Here is an 18,287-nt window from a genome sequence, read left to right as displayed (position 1 = left end):
AAGCCCTGGTAGTTCTTACCTATTCATTCGCATCGAAGCCAGTTTATGGTATAATTTTTCAAGGGAGGGCGGATTTTGGTAGGGTTGACTGGATTGTGAGGTCCCATGATTGAAGACCAGGACACCCGGATTCTTGCCCACCTCCAGAAGGACGGCCGCGCCACCAATCAGCAACTGGCGGAGGAGGTCGGCATGTCCACCTCCGCCTGCTGGCGCCGGGTGCGTGCGCTGGAGGAGGCTGGCGTCATTCAGGGTTATGCGGCCCTGGTCGCGCGCGAGCAGGCAGGGTTTGCGATGTCGGCCATCCTCCACGTCTCGCTGGAGCGGCACGACGCGAAGTTCGTCGACGAATTCGTCGCCAGGGTCACGAGGCGCCGCGAAGTGCTGGAGTGCTTTGCGACCACGGGCGATGCCGACTATCATCTGCGCGTCGTCGTGCAGGACATGGCGGCCTACAACCGCTTCCTCGACGAGTTCATGTTTCGCATCCCCGGCATCCGCTATGTCCGCAGCAACGTGGTGTTGAAGGAGATCAAGTCGAGCGTCGCGCTGCCGTTTTGAGACGCGGGAGGTGCCGTAGGCTGGGCAAAGGCGCGTTCGCCCCGTGCCCATCATCTCGCCTTGATTTGCGAAAGTGGTTGGCAGGCTTCCGCCTTCGCTCTGCGAGCTAATCGCGCGGCCGGACCTTCCAGGCACCGGCCGCCGGCCGCTCGAGCCCGAGATTCTCCCGGAGTGTCTTGCCACGGTAGTCCGTCTGGAACAGGCCGCGGCGCTGCAGCTCCGGCACGATATGCTGGACGAAATCGGCGTAGGAGCCGGGCACACAGGTCGCGGCGATGACAAATCCGTCGCAGCCGCGCTCGACGAACATCTCCTCCAACTTGTCGGCGATCTCCTTGGGGCCGCCGACCATCGCATCCTGGACCTGGCCGCGGCCGGAGAAGGTGACGAAGTCGCGTGCGGTCGGATTGCTCTTGCCGGACGCCTTCAGCACACCATCGCGGATGCCCACAATGCCCTGCATGCTCTTCAATTCGTCCGTCGTCAGCGGCTCGTCGAGGTCCTTGGAGGCAAAGTCGTAGTTGAGCGCTTCGGCAAGCAGCGACAGGGCGTCGATCTCAAGCGGCAGCTTGTTGATCAGCGCCATCTTGTCCTCGGCCTCCGCCCGGGTCGCTGCGCAGACCGGCGTCGTCAGATTGCAGAGGAACATGCGGTCGGGATCGCGGCCGGCCTTGGCGGCTTCGTTGCGCACGGCCGCGTAGCCCTCCTTGGCCGCGGCGAGATTTCGCGCGGCCGTGAAGATCACCTCGCCCCATCGGCCCGCAAAGCGCTGGCCGCGGCCGGAGGCGCCGGCCTGGATGATCACGGGATGGCCCTGTTGCGAGCGCGGCACCGTGAACGGGCCGCGCGACTTGAAGGCCGGTCCCTTGTGATCGAGCCGCTTCACCTTGCTCGGATCGGCGAAGCGGCCGCTTTGCTTGTCCACGATGAGCGCGCCGTCTTCCCAGGTGTCCCAATGACCGAGCACAACCTCCATGAACTCGTCGGCGCGGTCGTAGCGGGAATCGTGTTCGGGATGCGAATCCCGTCCCATGTTGAGGGCTTCGCCGTCATTGAGCGAGGTCACGACGTTCCAGCCCGCACGCCCGCCGGACATCAGATCGAGCGTTGCAAAACGGCGCGCGACGTCGAAGGGTTCGTAATAGGTGGTCGAGCAGGTCGCGCCCAGACCGAGCTTGTCGGTGACCATGCCCATCGTGGTCAGCACGATCAGCGGATCCATCTTCACGCAACGGATGCCGTATTCGACGGTGTGGGCGTGGTCGTTGCCATAGCGGTCCGGCATCGCCAGGCGATCGTCGAAGAAGGCCATGTGGAACTTGCCGGCTTCGAGAATTCTGGCGATCTCCTGATAATAATCCGCCGACATCGAATCGTCGCGCGAGTCCGGATGCCGCCAGGAGCTCGGCAAGTTGGTGCAGTTCTGCGCCTGGAGGAAGCCGACCAGGACCATCTGTCGCGTCATGCTGTTCTCCCTTCCGTCACGCCACGTCGAGGACGGTGTCGCGCCGGTAGTCCTGCGCCAGCGGGCAGCTTTTGCCACGTGGCACCCTTGACCTCGATCCTGCGCACGCAGGCCCGCGATCCCGCCAGGATAGGAGACGCCTGGCGGAGCAGGGCCGCGCTGACGTGCGTGAGACGATCGGCCTTGGCGATCGGCATGGCGTTCCCGGAGGTTCTTGCCCTTGGCGGACAATGGTTGTTGAGGCCATCGTCTCAAAGCGCAGTTGCGATATCAACCGGCCGTAAACCAATACAGGGCTGCAAATTCCCAAAGAGACCGCCTTCGGTGGAGGAATCGTCCGCGCTGCGGTATTCTCCGGCAGTCTGGCGCGGTCGTTCGCAGCTCGTTCACTTTGATTGACGGTTTGCAGCGCGCAATAACGACCATTTAGGCGATGGGCGTTCATAAAGTCACCTGGGAAAAACTGGCAGAATGCCCCGGGAGCTGAGATCGTGACGACGACACTCGCGCGCACCTTTGCGGCGCTGAGCGCCATCAACGAAGCGATTCTCTATGCCACATCGCCGGACGAGCTGTACCAGAAGGTCTGCGACGCCGGGTTCTCCAGCGGGGATTTCGTGGCCGTCGCCGTGTTCCTGGTCGAACCGGACGGCCGCCGTTTGCGGTTCGCGGCCGGCTCCGGCGACGACCTCCCGCGACTGCGCTCGATCGTCATCACCACGGAGGCCGGCACGCCCGAGGGTTCGGGCGTCGGGGGCGAGGCGTTTCGCCAGCAGAAGCTGTGCATCAGCAACGATTATCTCAACGATCCGCGCTCGCTGGCATGGCGCGAGGGCGCGGCTTCAGCCCACATCGGCGCGGCTGCCGCGCTGCCGCTGCTCTGCAACGGCAAGAGCGTCGGCGTGCTCTATGTGACCCGCAGCGAGGCCAATTCGCTGGACGACGAGATGGTGTCGCTGTTCGAGCGCATGTCGGCCAACATTTCCTATGCGCTGGACAATTTCGCGCGTGAGACCGCGCGGCAGACCAGCGAACGGGCGACGCGGCGGCTCAATCGCATGTTCGGCGCGCTCAGCGCCACCAACGAGGCAATCCTGCGCGCCAAGACCGAGCAGGAACTCTATCAGCGCGTCTGCGACGCCTCAGTTCATGGAGGCAAATCGCTCTCGACCGTCATTTTGCTGAAGGAGCCGGATTCCGATTGGCTGAAGCCGGTTGCGGGTACCGGCCAGAACCTGGAATTGGTTGCTCGAACCCGGTATTCCGTCGATCCGGCAAATCCCTATGGCCGCGGAATTACAGGGGAAGTATTCCGCTCGCAGAAGCCGTGCTTGGAAGACGATCTGCCCGGCCGGATCAAGGGGACGCCGTGGGAGCAAGCCAACATCAATACCGGCGTCGCCGCCTGCGTCGCAGCGCCTCTGATCAAGCATGGTCAGAGCGTCGGCGTCATGCTGTCCTTCATCAGCCGGTCCTGGGCCAAGGACGAAGAAGTCGTCGCGCTGATGCTCCGGCTTGCCGAAAACGTCTGCTTTGCTCTCGACAATTTCGATCGTGAGTCCGAGAAGACCAGGATTGCGGTGGAGGAGGAACGCCTGGCGCGCATGTATGCCGCGCTCAGCGCCACCAACGAAGCCATCCTGCGCGCTCACTCGCGTACCGAGCTGTTCGATCTCGTCTGCGAGGCGACCGCCAAGGGCGCCAAGTTCACCTCGGCCAACATCGCGCTGGTCGACCATGAGGCCGAGCTGCTGCGCGTCGTCGCCTGTTACGGGCCGAATGCGAACGAGGTTCGCAACTTCAAGTTCTCCACCTCCGAGCAGGTGCCGGAAGGCCGCGGCCTGACCGGCACCGCCTATCGTACGCGCCGGCCCGCCGTCAGCAACGACGTGCTCGCGGACGAGCGCATTGCGCCGTGGCACGCCAGCGCGCGCCGCACGGGAATCGCATCCTCCGCCGCCTTGCCGCTGTTCAGCGGCGACCGGCTCGAGGGCGTGTTCCTGTTCAACTCTCCGGAGGTCGGTACCTTCACGGACGAATTCGTCGAGTTGCTGAGCAGGCTCCAGGCCAACGTCGCCTTCGCCCTGGAAAGCTTCGATCGCGCCGAGGAGAAGGCGCAGGCCGACAGGCAGCGCAATCGCCTGAGCGGAATGTTCGAGGCACTGAGCGCAACCAATGAGGCCATCATCCGCGCCAAGACGCGCGAGGAGCTGTTCGAGGCCGCCTGCCAGGCTGGCGTCCTCGGCGACGTGTTCGCTTCGGCCACGATCGGCATCATCGACAGGGACAACGAAGTGCTTCGTGTCGCCGCGGTGAAGGGACGTCTGCGGGAGCAGATGGTCGGGCGCACCTGCAATCTCGCCGCCGGCCATCCCGAGGGTCAGGGCATCATCGGGATGTCGATCCGGACCCGCCGGCCCAGCGTCATGAACGACTATCTCAACGACCCGCGCTCGATGCACTGGCGGACGAAGGCGATTGAGGACGGAACGCGCGCTGCCGCCAGCTTTCCGCTTCTGAAGGCAGGCCAGGAGCCGATCGGTATCCTGCTTTTCCTTGCGACCGAAGACAACACGTTCACGCCCGATCTGGTCCAATTGCTTGGCCGCCTCGCCGAGAACGTGTCGTTCGCGCTCGACAATTTCGACCGGGCCGAGGAGAAGGCCCGCACCGAGAGCCAAAAGGAGCGGCTGACGCGCATGTTCGCGGCCCTGAGCGCGACCAACGAGGCGATCATGCGGGCGAAGTCGCGCGCCGAGCTGTTCGATCTCGTGTGTCTCGCGGCCTCGAATGGTGCCAAGTTCACCTCGACGACCATCGCGCTGGCCAGGGCCGAGAGCGATCAGCTGGAAATCGTGGCGAGCGCGGGCCCGTCTGCCGATACCACGCGCAACGTCCGCCTCTCCATCGATCCGGAGCGGCCCGAAGGGCGCGGGATGAGCGGCACCGCGTTCCGCACGCGCCAGCCCTGCATCAGCAACGACTATCTGAACGATGATCGCGTCCGCGCCTTCCACGCCATCGTGCGCAGCGACGGCGCGCGCTCGGGCGCGGCGTTTCCGCTCATCGTGCACGACCAGGCCGTCGGCGTCATGATCTACATGTCGACCGAGCCCGGCACCTTCACGGCAGAGTTCGTCGAGCTGTTGCAGCGTCTCGCCGACAACGTTTCCTTTGCGATGGAGAATTTCGATCGCGCGGACGCCAAGAACCAGGCCGACGAGCGGATCGAATACCTCGCCTCGCATGACAGCCTGACCGACCTTCCGAACCGCGAGACCTTCAACGGGCTGTTGCGCGAGGCGATCGCCACGGCAGAGCGTCACGATCAACGCTTTGCGGTGCTGTTCATCGATCTCGACCGCTTCAAGGTCATCAACGATTCGCTGGGGCACGAGGCCGGCGACCTGCTCCTGCTCGAAGTGGCGAACCGCCTGCGCGGCGCGTTGCGGGCAAGCGACGTGGTGGCGCGGCTCGGCGGCGACGAGTTCGTGGTGATCCTCGACCAGTGCGGCAGGATCGACGACGTCCAGCGCATCGCGACCGAGCTTCTGGCGGCGCTCGCCAAGCCCATGGAGCTGGCCGGCCACGAGTGCCATACCACGGCGTCGATCGGCATCGCGATGTATCCGGCCAACGGCGCCGACGCGCAGACGCTGACCAAGAACGCCGACATGGCGATGTATCTCGCCAAGGAAGACGGCAAGAACGGCTATCGCTTCTTCTCCAAGGAAGTGAAGACACAGTCGATCGAACGGCTGTCGCTGGAGAGCGCGCTGCGCCGGGCGCTGGAGCGCGGGCAATTCTCGCTGAACTACCAGCCCAAGGTGGAGATGGAGACCGGCCAGATCACCGGCGTGGAAGCATTGCTGCGCTGGGCACATCCCGATCTCGGCAACGTCTCGCCGGCGCAGTTCATTCCGCTTGCGGAAGAGACCGGGCTGATCGTGCCGATCGGCCGCTGGGTGCTCAACGAGGCCTGCGCGCAGGCCATGGCCTGGCAGCGCAGCGGCCTGTTGCCGCTGTCGATGGCGGTCAACCTGTCGCCGCGGCAGTTCGCCGACGAGCATCTGTTGCAGGACGTCGACGAGGCGCTGGCGGCCAGCGGCATGTCGCCGGTGCTGCTCCAGCTCGAAGTCACCGAGAGCATGATGATGCGCAATGTCGGCCGCGCGCTCAAGGTGCTCGACGCCATCCAAAGCCGCGGCATTCGCCTCGCCATCGACGATTTCGGCACCGGCTATTCGTCGATGTCGCTGATGAAGCACTTCCCGATCGACACTATCAAGATCGACCGCTCCTTCGTGCGGGACCTGCCGCAGGATTCGGAAGACCAGGCGATCGCGCAGGCGATCATCAGCATGGGCAAGGCGCTGGGCATGACGGTCGTCGCCGAAGGCGTCGAGAACGCCGAGCAGGAGGCGTTCCTGCGCGCTCATGGCTGCGACGAGATGCAGGGCTTCCTCGTCTCGAAACCCCTGCCGGCACGGCAGATGGCCGAGCTGCTGCGGCCGATGGTTCTGCCTGTCGCCCCGCCGCTCCAGCCGGAGCCGGACGCTGCCGCCAGGGAAGCCGCGATGGAAGCCGCGGCGGCACGGCTGAAACGCGCCGCCGTCTGACGGCTGCGGCTGTCCGCCCCCGCCGGAGCAAGGCGCGGGCGCGTCGGTCGCCTATCGCGCCCTGAACGGGTGTGCCTTCTGGTGCCAGGCCCAGGCGGTGCGGATTACCGTCGCGAGGTCGGAGTGGCGCGGCACGAAGTTCAGCACCTTTCTCGCTGCCGACGGATCTGCGACCAGATAAGTGGGATCGCCGGCGCGGCGCGGCTTGACGGTGTGCGGCACCTCGCGCCCGGTCTCCTGCCGGATGGCGTCGAGGATCTGGCGCACCGAGAACCCGGAGCCGGTGCCGAGGTTGAAGCTGCCGCCGGCATGGCCGCCTTCCAGAAGCTTCAGGGCCGCGACATGCGCCGCCGCGAGGTCGGTGACGTGGATGTAGTCGCGGATCGCGGTGCCGTCGGGTGTGGCGTAGTCGTCGCCGAACACCGCGAAGTCGACATGTCCCTGAAGCGCCATCATCGCGCGCGGAATGAGATGGGTTTCGTTGTCGCGCAGTTCCCCGATGCCACCGCCCGGATCGGCGCCGCTGGCGTTGAAATAGCGCAGGCAGAACGCGCCGAAACCATAGGCGGTGCGATAATCAGCGAGCATCCGCTCGATCATCAGCTTCGATGCGCCGTACGGATTGATCGGCGCGCAGGGGAAGTCTTCCGGCAGCTCCTTGGAATCGGCGTTGCCATAGACCGCGCCGGTCGAGGAGAACACGATGCGATGGCAGTTCGCGTTGCGCATCGCCTGCAACAGCGACAGCGTTCCCTGCACGTTGTTGACATAATACTTCTGCGGGTCGGTCATGGACTCGCCGACCAGGCTCGCCGCCGCGAAATGCATCACCGCCGTGATGTTGTGGTCGGCGAAGGCGCGTGCCAGCGCCGCGCCGTCGAGCAGATCGCCGGTGACCAGGGGACCGGCGACGAAGCTGCGATGGCCTGTCGAGAGATTGTCATAAACGACGGGCTGATAGCCGGCGGCGGTCAATGCGCGGCAGGCGTGCGAGCCAATATAGCCCGCGCCTCCTGTGACGAGGACGGTCGGTCGGTCGGTCATGTCGTCTGGTGCTCTTCTCTTAGCAGAGGGGTCGGTTGCGGCTGAAGAGAAGATAGAGCGCGCGGGGGTTGGTGGTCAAATAGCGCCAGAGCAGGCGGCGTGGCTCGAGCCAGGTGCGCCAGGCCCATTCGAGTCCGACTTTTTGCATCCATAGCGGCGCGCGGGAACGGCTGCCTGACAAGAAATTGAAGAGGCCGCCGGATGTCTTGATAACGCCAACATTGGTGAGATGCGGCGTGAATTCTTTCACGAATGCCTGCTCGTTAGGCACGCCGAGCGCGACCCACAGATAATCCGGCGCAAGCGCGTTGATCTCCTCGACCTTCGCGCGTAGCTCTTCGCCGCGCAGATAGCCGTGGCTGTGCCCGACGATCTTCAGATTTGGATACATCTTCCGGACGTTCTCGACCGCGGCGGTGTTCTCGGCCTCGCTGGCGCCGAACATGTAGAAGGTGCGGCCCAGCGCTTCCGCCTTGCGCGCGACGACGTGGAACAGGTCCGTGGTTGCGACGCGCTCCGGCAGCGGAAACCAGGATTGCAGCTTCGAGGCGGCGACCAGCGGCTGGCCGTCGGCGTTGATCAGATCGGCGGCGCGGAACAGGTGCTCGGTCTGCGGCTCGGTCGAGCAGCGCGCCAGCACCTCGCCATTGGCCGAGGTCAGGAACAGCGGACGGCCGATGCGGCTGTCGGGATCGGTCGCCTCGATCATGAAATCGGCGGTCTCTTCCAGATCGATCGCGGCCATGCGAAGCCCGCCGACGGTGATCCGCGGCACGTCGGCAGTTGCTGCCCGTCCATCGAGGTTGACGCGGCGCTCAAGCATATTGTCTGCCTCGCTGACGCGCTTCAATTGCAGGGGTGAGCTCGTCGAGCACGACGCCGACGAGCTTGCGCTCGGCGTGGCCGAGCGCGGTCAGGATCTCTTCGAGACTGTCGTTGATGTCGAGGCTGGTCGGCAGCACCGCCACCAGCGCGTCGGTGTCGTCGAGCAGCTTGCGGCTGCCGGCAAGCAGCGGCATCGCGGGGCCGTCGAGGATCGCGAGGTCGTAGCCGCCCGCGGCGCGCGCCTGCGCGATCGCCTTGCGGATCGCGTCGGCGGCCTTGCCGGCGTCGCCCTCGCCGGCCGGCAGCACCGAAATGCCGTTGACCGTCTTGAGCTCGCGTGCGGCCTTGCTGCCGATCGAGAGCCAGCCGAGCCTGTTCGGTTCGTTCCTGCCGGGGCGGGCGACCTTGTTCGACAGCGCGTGGGTCCGATGGTCGGCGTCGATCATGAGCACGCGGGCGCCGTCGCGCGCAGCCGCGAGCGCGAAGTTCAGCGCGCTCACGCTGCGCCTGGCGGTCTCGCCGCTGCCGACCAGGGCGATGACGGGCATCGGCTTGTCGCCGGCGCGCCGGGCCGCGGCCGTGCGCATGTCGCGCCAGGCGTTGAGCAGCTTCGTCAGCGGAAAGCCGGGCCGCAGCGTCGGCCAGCCCAGCCGGGTGAGATCGACGCCGCCGCCGGTGGCGAGGATGGCGCCGAGCGTGTGGATGACGTCGGCCTCCTGAAGGCGCGCGATCAGCGGCTTCTCGATCGAGGGGCCTTCGACCATCGCGGGCTGCAGCGGTGGCGCGGCAAGCTCGGGCGGGATCTGCGCGATCTCGGGGGCCCGCGACGATGGTTCGGACCGCGAAGCTTCCAAGGCCCGCGAAGGCTCGGGAGCGCGCGTTGTCTCCGGCGCCGGCTTGCGTTCACGGCGGGCTGGCGCGGGCATCGGTGCGGTTGCGCCGGCGGACAGAAGCTCGACTGCGACGAACCAGCTCGAGGCCGCAAGCGCGCCGAAGATGAAGCCGATCATGGCGAACAGGCTCATCGCGGGCGGGAACGAGCGCCGCTGCGGCACGGTCGCCTCGCCGATGACGCGGGCCGCCGAGGTGTTCAGGCTCTCCTGCTCCTCGGTCTCGCGGGAGCGCTTGAGGAAGGATTGGTAGACGTCGCGGCTGGCATCGGCCTCGCGCTCCAGCTCGCGCAGGCGCACGGCGGCCTGGCTGAGCTGGACGCTCTGCCGCTTCTGCGCTTCCAGCGCCCGGTTGAGCGAAGCTTCATAATCGCGGGCGCGCGTCAGATCGTTCTTGGCGGCCTGGGCGAAGCGGTCGATCTCTTCGCTGATGGTGCGCTTGAGGTCCTCGACCTGCTTCTCGGTCTGGCGCAGCGCGGGGTGACGTGGCCCGAGCTCGCCGGCCTGCTCGGCGTATTTCTTGCGCGCATCGGCATATTGCGCGCGCAAATTCGCGATCGTCGGCGATTGCAGCGCTTCCGGAATCGCGCCGGCATCGGCCGCGGTCCGGCGGCTCGCCTCGATCTGGTCGAGCCGTGCCTGGGCATCCATCGTCGCGGCGCGCGCCGCGGAAAGCCGCTGGTTGCTGGCGGAGAGCTGCTGGTCGCTGATCAGCGCATCCTGGGTGCCGACGAAATTGTTCTGCGCCTTGTAGGTGGCGAGCGCGGTCTCGGCGTTGCGCAGCCGCTCGCGCAGCTCCTTGAGGCGGCCGGAGAGATCGCTGGTGGCGCGCCGTGCGGCCGAAGCCTGCGAATTGCGGGATTCCGCGAGATAGGCATTGGTCAGCGTGTTGGCGAGCATCGCCGCCTTCGCCGGATCGGTCGACCAGACTTCGATGTCGACGATGAAGCTCTTCTCGGTCTTGCGGATCGTGATGTGCCTGTTCAGCGCCTCGAGCGCCGCAAGCTGCACCTCGGTGTTGGCCGCAGCGGAGGGCGCCCGGGACTGAAGGCCGATCAGGCCGAGCAGCGAGGACATCAGGCTCCTGCCGTCGCCGCCGCCGAATTCCGGATCCTTGTCGAGACCGGCCTGCTCGATCACCTTGAGCAGGACGCTGTTGGCGGTGATCAGGCGCGCCTGGCTCTCCACCACCATGGACATGCCCGAGACGTCCTGCGCGCGCGGCGTCAGCTCCCGGTCGACGAGCTGAAGCTCGCGCGGGTCGACATAGAGCTGGGCGGTGGCGGTGTAGCGGGGCGTCAGGCTCTTGCCGATGGTGACGGCAAGCGTTGCGCCGAGCAGGGCGGCCGCGGCAATCGCGACCTTGCGCCGCCACAGCAGATGGGCGAGCTCCAGCACGTTGAAGCCGGCCTGGGATCGCTGATGCGGAAGCTCGGGTCTCGCCCGATCTATCGGCTGGTTATAGTCAAGCATGATCCCCAGCTTTCATTCCGAGTGCCGCAGGCTGAGGGGTTACTCTTCGCTCTACGCCACGCACCCGGGATATAGGTGCCCAATCAACGCAACAGGGAAAATTAACCATACTCATTGAGGGACTATTCACCGAAATGGCAAACAAAGCGTTTAAGCGCCTGCCGGCCAGCACAGTCCCCTTGTGACGTTCGAGCCGCGGGGGCTCTCCGGAGATTAACGGTTCGTTACCGCGCACGGCGCTGCCGCGGGACTCCGCTTGCTCTGCTATGGGCCGCGTGCGCGCCACGATGGTCAGCTTTTCCGCAGGATGACGTGATAGTCGCCGCGGCGGACGTCGACGCCGCGCGGAAGCATGGCGTTCAGTACCGCGGCGCCGGCGTCCACGAGAGCCGCGAACAGCGGCTTGCGCCGGCGCATCTCGGGATAGCGCGGACTTTCCACCTCACGGCGGTAGATCATCTCGAGGCCGTTGGCGGCCGCGAATGCTTCCAGCCGGGGCAGCGTCACCAGCGGGTGAAAGAAGGTCGGGAATGGCGGCTCGCCGGGCAGACCGGCATCCTTGATGCCGCGAATGTGCCGGTAGAACCAGACGTGGAACCAGTGCGGCGAATATTTGGTGACGATTCCGGACAGCGAGCGGGGATTGGGTGCGCCGATCAGGATCAGGCCGCCGCGCTTGAGCGCGTCGCGGAAATTCAATAGCGCGGCGTCGACCTGCGGCAGATGCTCGATCACGTTGTAGCAGATCACGAGATCGAAGGTCTCGCGCTCGAAACGATAGGTCTGCACGTCGCCCAGGATCGCCTCGTCCGCGTAGCTGTTGTTGCGGACCTGGTCCTCGTCGATGTCGACGACGGTGACCTTGCTGCGGCGGAGCAACTCCGGCGGAAGCACGCTGCACGAACCGCCGCCGGCTTCGTAGATGGCGAGTTCAGTGTTCGGCAGCTCGCCGCGCAGCACCTCGTGCACGGCGAGCAGGCTGTCGCGGGCTTCGCCGGGGACGAGATCGTGCAGGGCCTGGACGGGTGCAGTGGCGGGGATCCGGATCGCCGTGGCTGTCGCGAAATCGATCGTGGCTGGCTTGTTCATATTTTCTGACCGCGCTTGTTCTAATCAAATTTACAGGAAAAGACTCGCTTGCCCGAAGAGCAAATCCGATGCCGCGCCGTCTCACCGGTTGCGGTGCTTACGGTTGGGTTAATGCGCACACGCATTAACTACGGCATTGTTCATGTTGGGGCTCTGTCGGCGCGTGGACCGCGAATTGCAGCATCACGCACGCATCATCGCGCGGGAGAAGCAGGCGAACGCGGTCAAGCGCGCGATGTTGTTTCAGGACGGCCGGCGGATCGGCGCGAGGCCTCGGCACGCGCCTTCGCCGGGCTGCCCATTTTGGGACGCATCTGTCCCGCGGCGGTGTGCCGTCGCGGGATGCACGATCGAAGCAGGGCTTTCTCAACATATCTCGGACATCTAGAACGTCATGACATTGATCCCGACAGACCTGTCCGCCACGCAAATCTCCGATGCCGTGCGCGATCCCAACCGGGAGATCGCGGCGAGCTCCCGCGTCATCGACCTGTCGGTCGGCATTGTCGTCTGCATTCCCTGCTTCCGCCGGCCGCAGCACCTGCGGCTGACGCTGGAATCGCTGGCGAACCAGCGTACTCCGCGTTCCTTTGCCGTCGTCATGGTCGAGAACGACGCCGCGCGGCGCGAAAGCGCGCCGGTCGCTACCGAGTTTCTGGCCGCCAGCCGGCTCCAGGGCGTGTGCCTTGTCGAGAAGCGGCAGGGCAATTGCCAGGCGATCAACGCTGCGTTCGAGACCGCGCAGGCGCTGTTTCCCGCCGCGACCCGCTTCCTGATGATCGACGACGACGAGATCGCCTCACCCGACTGGCTCGAGCTGATGGTCCGCACCGCGGAGGCGACCGGCGCCGACGTGGTCGGCGGGCCGGTGCTGCCGGTGTTTGAGGATGACAGCAAGCCGTGGCTGTCGCGTCATCCCGCCTTCCGCCCGGCCTACGACTATTCCGGCGCGGTGCCGCTGATCTACGGCTGCGGCAATTGCCTGATCACGCGCGCGGTCTTCGAGCGGTTCGGGCGTCCCGCGTTCGACCTGCGGTTCAATTTCCTCGGCGGCGGCGATTGCGACTTCTTCGTGCGGTGCCGTGATGCCGGGATGACATTCCACTGGACGGCGGAGGCCGTCATCACCGAGACCGTGCCGCAAAGCCGCACCAGCCTCGGCTGGATCGCAAAGCGCGGCCTGCGCATCGGCGCGATCAATTATCGCGTGCAGTACAAGGCTGCTCGAAGCGCCGGCGGGCGCGCATGGGTATTTGCGCGGATGCTCGGACGGCTGCCGCTGTCGTTGGTCCGGTCCGTTCGCCTGCTGGCGACGTCGACGGCGGTCGTGGCCATGCATCCGGCGCTGGTGGCGCTCGGCTCCATGCTCGCGGCGTTCGGCTTCGCGCCGAAGCCCTACGAGGCTTCCAAGATCGTGTCGTGACGGCTAGATGCCGAAGCGGGCGAGGGCGGTCCTCGCCGCGGCGCGCGGCAGCGCCTTGAGCGAACGCCGGCCGATCATTCCGAGATAGCCGAAGGCCTGGCGATATCTGCCGAAGCGTACGGCTTGCATCGCCGCATAGGTGATGAGGTGCAGTTCGGCGGCAAGGCGCAACCCGGGTGCGGTGCCCGCGGGTAGTCTCGCCAGGATCAGCCCGTCGTCGAACACCCGCGCGATGGCCGGGAAGAAGTCCTTCGGCGTCCGGACCGCGGCGTTCATGGTGTTGGCGGTGTGCAGACGATAATCGAGCAGCAACTGCGGCGCGAACTCGAACTCGCCGATCGCGGCGAGGCGGCACCAGCAATGCCAGTCCTCGCAATATCGCAGCGAGGTGTCGAAGCCGCCGACGGCGCGGAACGCCTCCGCACGCGCGAGCGCGATACCGCCGTTGACGATGAAATTGCCGGCCGCGAGCCGCGTCAGCACGTCGCCGGACGGCTTGCGGCGTCCCTTCAGGAGGCCGCGCCGGCCGATCTGGCGTCCGTCGCTGTCGATCGTGTTGTAGTCGCCATAGACCAGAACCGCCCGCGGCGCGCCGCGCGCCGCTGCCAGGAGTGCAGCCACCGCGCCGGGGCGGAGGCGGTCGTCGGCATCGAGGAAGAGCAGCCATTCGCCGCCGGCATATCGTGCACCGAGATTGCGCGCGGCCGATACGCCGGCGGATTCATTCGTCACCAGGCGCAGTCGCGGGTCGTGAATGGCACGGACGATCGCGGTGGTGTCGTCGGTGGAACCGTCGTCGACGACGATCACCTCGCCCACCTCGCGCTGCGCCAATGCGCTGGCCAGGGTCTCGCCGATATAGGCGGCAGCGTTCTTGGCGGGAATAACGACAGATACCGATGTGGTCGGGCTCGACGGCAGCGGCTGGCGCGAAGCCGGCACGATGCGGGTGGAGGCCGGCAAGTCGAGAACCTGTTCGGCGGTGATCTGAACCACGGTTCGCCCTTAAGAGTCTGTTAACCAGGGCGCGGCTGCTGAATGGACGATACGATCGAGCGCAGCGTTGGCCCCTTGCGAATGATACCCGCATTACGGCCTGATCGTTGACGCGAAGGCGTATGTCGGCGTGCTTTCGTCAATTAGCGTTAAGCCGCTGGCATTAAGCCTGTGGCAAATTTGGAAGAGGGCGTCAGCCGGTCCCATGCGAGAATGCGGATACGGTTGCCGCGGATGGATCCAGTGCCCGCCAAGACGTTCGAATACGACCCCGATGCGATGATCCTCAACCTCTTCTACGAGGACAAGGACGATCGCTGGTTTCCCGGCGACCGGCATCTGCGGCGCACGGCGCGCCGCTTGCTGCTCGGCGAGCCGCGCATGAGCGGACAGCTTCGCGTGTTCCTCAATCTCTGCGCGGGGCTCGACCGGCTCGGTATCCGCTACCGCGTCAACGATTACCGCTACATCGCGCAGCATCCCGACGAGCTCGCCTGCATCATCGGACGGACCTTCCTGCTCGACAAGTTCGCGTGGAAGAATCCGATCCTGCTCGGTGTCGCCGCCCACAATCATCCGCTCGACGATCCTGATCTGTTCAAGCGTCTGCCGGTCAAGAAGGTCGTGGTGCCCGGTTCCTGGTACGTCGACATGTACCGGCCGTACTGGCCCGACACCGAGGCCTGGCCGGTCGGCATCGACACCGATCTGTGGACTCCGTCGCAGGCCGCGCAGAAATCCGTCGACGTGCTGATCTACGACAAGGTCCACTGGGATCGCGCGCGCTATGCGCCGGAATTGATCGAGCCGGTCCGTGCCCGGCTCGCCAGGAGGGACACTCGTTCACGGAGTTGCGCTACGGCAGCTACAAGGAGGAAGAATATCGGGAGGCGCTGGCGGCCTCGCGCGCGATGATCTTCCTGTGCCAGAGCGAAAGCCAGGGCATCGCCTATCAGCAAGCTTTGGCTTGCGGCATACCGGTGTTCGCCTGGGATCCGGGCGGGCCGTGGCGAGACCCCGATTATTATCCGCACCGCGTGCAGTTCGCGCCGGTGTCCTCGGTGCCCTATTGGGACCAGCGCTGCGGCGCCAAGTTCGTCGACATCGCGGGGTTCGAAGCGGGATGGGACGAGTTCTGGGCCGGCTGTGCCGCGGGCGCGTTCGACCCGCGCGGCTATATCCTGGACAACCTCACGCCTCGAGCAGCGAGCGCTGCAATATTACGAGATCGCGCGGAGCATCGTGCGGCCGCACGCTGCGCAGAGCTCCGGCACGGCTGTTGACGGCCGCTCGACGGCGCTGAGCCAGGACCCGGAGCCCCCCGGCGTCTCCAGATGTCTTGAGCGATGGACCGCAGCATGGACCGCAGCATCGCCGATATGACCGACCTCGAGACCCGATCGCTGGGCGGTGTCCTGCGCGATGGCCTGGCGGAGCTGAACGCGGCGCGGGCCGGGCGCTGCCTCGTCGCGGTCGCGTCGCTGCTGCTGGTGCTGGTGACGCTCGATCCGTTCCCGGACCTGCGCAATCCCGACGTCACCACGATCGTCGGCGGTCGAATGGCCCTGACCTACGTCTCCTGGGGTCTGTTGGCCGCGGTCGCGGTGCTGTTCGCAGCTCGCACCGATGCGCCCGCGCTGAAGACCCTGGTGACGCCGCTTCATCTCTGTCTCTTGGGCTGGCTGCTGATCAATATCGTCCTGTCCGAGAGCCGCGGCGTGTCGATGCAGCGCTTCGTGCTCCTCGTCAGCATGACGTCGCTCGCCGTCCTGCTGCCATTGCTGCCGCCGACGCAGCGCAGCTTCAACCTGTGCCTGGGTGCTGCCGCGCTGGTGTTGCTCGCGCTCTGCTATCTCGGCGTCCTGCTCGCGCCGCAATACTCGATCCACACCGCGCTCGATGTCACCGAGCCGCAGCTCGCCGGCGACTGGCGCGGCAGCTTCGGCCACAAGAACGTCGCCTCGCCCGTGATGACGATCCTGGTCTATGTCGGCATCTATCTGTCCGCCGTCGGCTCGTTCGTGATGGGGCCTGCGATTGCCGCGCTGGCCGGCCTGTTCCTGATCTTCACCGGTGGCAAGACCTCGTCGGTGCTATGCCTTGCGATCTATGCGCTCGCCTCGCTGGTCTATGTCACCCCCAGCCTGTGGCTGAAGCGGATCATCTGCTTCGTGCCGCTGATCGCGATGAACCTGCTGACCGTCGGCAGCGTCCTGAGCCCGGCGCTCGGGTCCATGACGCGGCTGCTTCCGCTCGATCCCACCTTCACCGGCCGCTCCGCGATCTGGGAGTTCGCGCTCGCGGCCGTCGCCGAGAAGCCGATCACCGGTCACGGCTATGCGGCGTTCTGGGACGACGTCACGGCGCGGCAGACCGCGCAGGGCGCCGAATGGGCGACGTCCGCGGCGCACAGCCACAACGCTTATCTCGACCTCGCAGTGACCATCGGTCTGCCGGGGCTGCTCCTGGTGATCCTGGTCTTCGTGCTCGCACCGCTCGGCAATTTCCAGTCGGCCCAGGCCCACAGCCGCAGTGGCGCCCTGGCAAAGCTGTTCCTGACCGTCTGGCTGTTCGGCCTGTATTACGGCACGACCGAGACCTTCCTGCTCGAACGGCGAAATCCGATCTGGTTCATGTTTGCGCTGGCCGTGGCCGGCCTGCACTTCCTGGCCAGGTTTCAATGCGTTGCGCAAGCGGATCCGAAGCCATGACGTGTCTCGGCGTCGAGCAACTGGATGGTCTTGTCGCCACCACGTCGGGACTGGCGATCGATTTCGTGCGTGACTGGCGGCAGGCCGCTTCCCGCCTGAGCGCCGGGCATCGCACCGCCTTCCAGCATGGTTACTGGCTCGATGCCTGGTATCAGGCGTTCGATGACGTCGTGCCGCTGATTGCCGTGATCTGCGATGCCGCCACCGGCAAGGAGATCGCGATGGTGCCGATGATCAGCCATGTCAGGCGCGGCATCCGCATCGTCGAATTTGCCGATCTCGGCGTTTCCGACAACAATGCGCCGATCGTGGCGCCCGATGCCGCGTTGGACGCGGCGGCGGCGAATGCAATCGGCATGGCGCTGGTCGAGGCGTTGCGCGCTTTGCCGGACCGCTTCGATCTGCTGCGGCTGAGGAAGATGCCGGCCCAGGTCAGCGGCAAGCCGAACCCGCTGGTGACGCTCGGGCGGATCGGATCCTGCTCGCTCAACGGCAATCTCGTGCTGATGGGCGATGACTACGGGACCTATCAGGCGTCGATCAAGCGCATGCAGATGCCGCGCTGCTGGCGCGTCTTCAACCGGCACCAGGGCGCCCGGTTCGAGATCGCTACGGACGTTGCGCGCGCGCGTGAGCTGCTGGACGTGATGGACGTGCAGCAGCAGGCGCGTATGCAGAAGCTTGGCTCGCCGTTCGTTCTCAACGACGAGACCCACGCGCGGTTCTATCGCGATGTCGTCCGTCAGGGCCTTGGCGAAGGCTATGCCGTCGTTTCGGCATTGGTCTGCGACGAGGGTGTCATCGGCACCTCGTTCGGCATCAGGCAAGGCGCGACTTACTACTTGCTGCGCATCAGTCACGCCGGCGATTCCTGGTCGAGCTGCTCGCCCGGGCTGCTGATCATCGAACGCACCATGGCGGCGCTGCATGCAAGGGCGTGCGCCGCTTCGACCTCAGCATCGGCAACCAGGACTACAAGCGCCGCTTCGGCGCCCAGCGGGTGCCGCTGACCGACGTCAGTGTCGCGCTGTCATGGCGAGGCTTGCCCTTTGCGTGGCGCGATCATGCCGCGCAAGGCCTGCGTCGCTATCCCGCGGCCGCCGCTCTTGCGGCGCGAGCCATGGGCAAAGGCATACGCTGAAGCGGCATTCCCGGATGGGAATGCCGCGACGCATCGGCCTTGCGGCCGTG

The 18,287-nt window shown here is 65.9% G+C and carries 10 protein-coding genes and 2 pseudogenes; 6 read left to right on the top strand and 6 right to left on the bottom strand.

Translation table 11 applies throughout. The features are described from left to right. Positions 1 to 105: 105 nt before the first annotated feature. Positions 106 to 561: an Lrp/AsnC family transcriptional regulator gene (locus ACETMP_RS18660; RefSeq protein ID WP_028134282.1), complete on the top strand. Its 456-nt coding sequence runs from the start codon at positions 106 to 108 to the stop codon at positions 559 to 561. A 106-nt stretch (positions 562 to 667) separates the two neighbouring features. On the opposite strand, the gene ACETMP_RS18655 is transcribed toward ACETMP_RS18660, so the two are convergent. Continuing rightward, complete coding sequence (locus ACETMP_RS18655; RefSeq protein WP_375157327.1) at positions 668 to 2,026, bottom strand: LLM class flavin-dependent oxidoreductase; 1,359 nt, start codon at positions 2,024 to 2,026, stop codon at positions 668 to 670. A gap of 491 nt (positions 2,027 to 2,517) precedes the next feature. On the opposite strand from ACETMP_RS18655, the gene ACETMP_RS18650 reads away from it, so the two are divergent. Beyond that, complete coding sequence (locus tag ACETMP_RS18650) at positions 2,518 to 6,645, top strand: GAF domain-containing protein (RefSeq protein ID WP_375157326.1); 4,128 nt, start codon at positions 2,518 to 2,520, stop codon at positions 6,643 to 6,645. A 51-nt stretch (positions 6,646 to 6,696) separates the two neighbouring features. On the opposite strand, the gene galE is transcribed toward ACETMP_RS18650, so the two are convergent. From galE to ACETMP_RS18630, 4 genes are all read right to left on the bottom strand, one after another. Next, positions 6,697 to 7,689, bottom strand: a complete 993-nt coding sequence (galE, locus tag ACETMP_RS18645) for a UDP-glucose 4-epimerase GalE (RefSeq protein WP_375157325.1) — start codon at positions 7,687 to 7,689, stop codon at positions 6,697 to 6,699. Positions 7,690 to 7,708: 19 nt separating this feature from the next. Next, a complete protein-coding gene (locus tag ACETMP_RS18640) occupies positions 7,709 to 8,512 on the bottom strand; it encodes a WecB/TagA/CpsF family glycosyltransferase (protein ID WP_375157324.1) in 804 nt (267 codons plus the stop codon). Next, positions 8,505 to 10,877 (bottom strand): exopolysaccharide transport family protein, encoded by a 2,373-nt coding sequence (locus tag ACETMP_RS18635; protein WP_375157323.1) that lies wholly within the window; start codon positions 10,875 to 10,877, stop codon positions 8,505 to 8,507. The genes ACETMP_RS18640 and ACETMP_RS18635 overlap by 8 nt, the downstream gene beginning before the upstream one ends. A gap of 291 nt (positions 10,878 to 11,168) precedes the next feature. Further along, positions 11,169 to 11,966, bottom strand: coding sequence for a class I SAM-dependent methyltransferase (locus ACETMP_RS18630; RefSeq protein ID WP_375157322.1), 798 nt, complete (start codon positions 11,964 to 11,966; stop codon positions 11,169 to 11,171). Positions 11,967 to 12,360: 394 nt separating this feature from the next. Between ACETMP_RS18630 and ACETMP_RS18625 the strand changes: the two genes are divergently transcribed. Further along, on the top strand, positions 12,361 to 13,389 hold the full coding sequence (locus ACETMP_RS18625; protein WP_375157321.1) for a glycosyltransferase family 2 protein: 1,029 nt from the start codon (positions 12,361 to 12,363) through the stop codon (positions 13,387 to 13,389). 3 nt (positions 13,390 to 13,392) lie between these two features. Here ACETMP_RS18625 and ACETMP_RS18620 read toward each other — a convergent pair whose 3' ends face one another. Then, complete coding sequence (locus ACETMP_RS18620; RefSeq protein ID WP_375157320.1) at positions 13,393 to 14,385, bottom strand: glycosyltransferase; 993 nt, start codon at positions 14,383 to 14,385, stop codon at positions 13,393 to 13,395. A 243-nt stretch (positions 14,386 to 14,628) separates the two neighbouring features. Between ACETMP_RS18620 and ACETMP_RS18615 the strand changes: the two are divergent. The 3 genes and pseudogenes from ACETMP_RS18615 to ACETMP_RS18605 all read left to right on the top strand — a co-directional run bounded on the left by ACETMP_RS18615 (position 14,629) and on the right by ACETMP_RS18605 (position 18,237). Beyond that, positions 14,629 to 15,768, top strand: a pseudogene (locus ACETMP_RS18615) (glycosyltransferase family 1 protein). Then, complete coding sequence (locus ACETMP_RS18610; RefSeq protein ID WP_375157319.1) at positions 15,744 to 17,096, top strand: O-antigen ligase family protein; 1,353 nt, start codon at positions 15,744 to 15,746, stop codon at positions 17,094 to 17,096. Before ACETMP_RS18615 ends, ACETMP_RS18610 begins: the two are co-directional and overlap by 25 nt. Continuing rightward, positions 17,093 to 18,237 (top strand): annotated as a pseudogene (locus ACETMP_RS18605) (GNAT family N-acetyltransferase). Before ACETMP_RS18610 ends, ACETMP_RS18605 begins: the two are co-directional and overlap by 4 nt. The last annotated feature ends 50 nt before the right edge of the window (positions 18,238 to 18,287 follow it).

Source organism: Bradyrhizobium dasycarpum (assembly GCF_042019905.1).
GTDB classification, from domain to species: domain Bacteria; phylum Pseudomonadota; class Alphaproteobacteria; order Rhizobiales; family Xanthobacteraceae; genus Bradyrhizobium; species Bradyrhizobium japonicum_B.
This window is presented reverse-complemented; position numbering and strand designations above follow the sequence as displayed.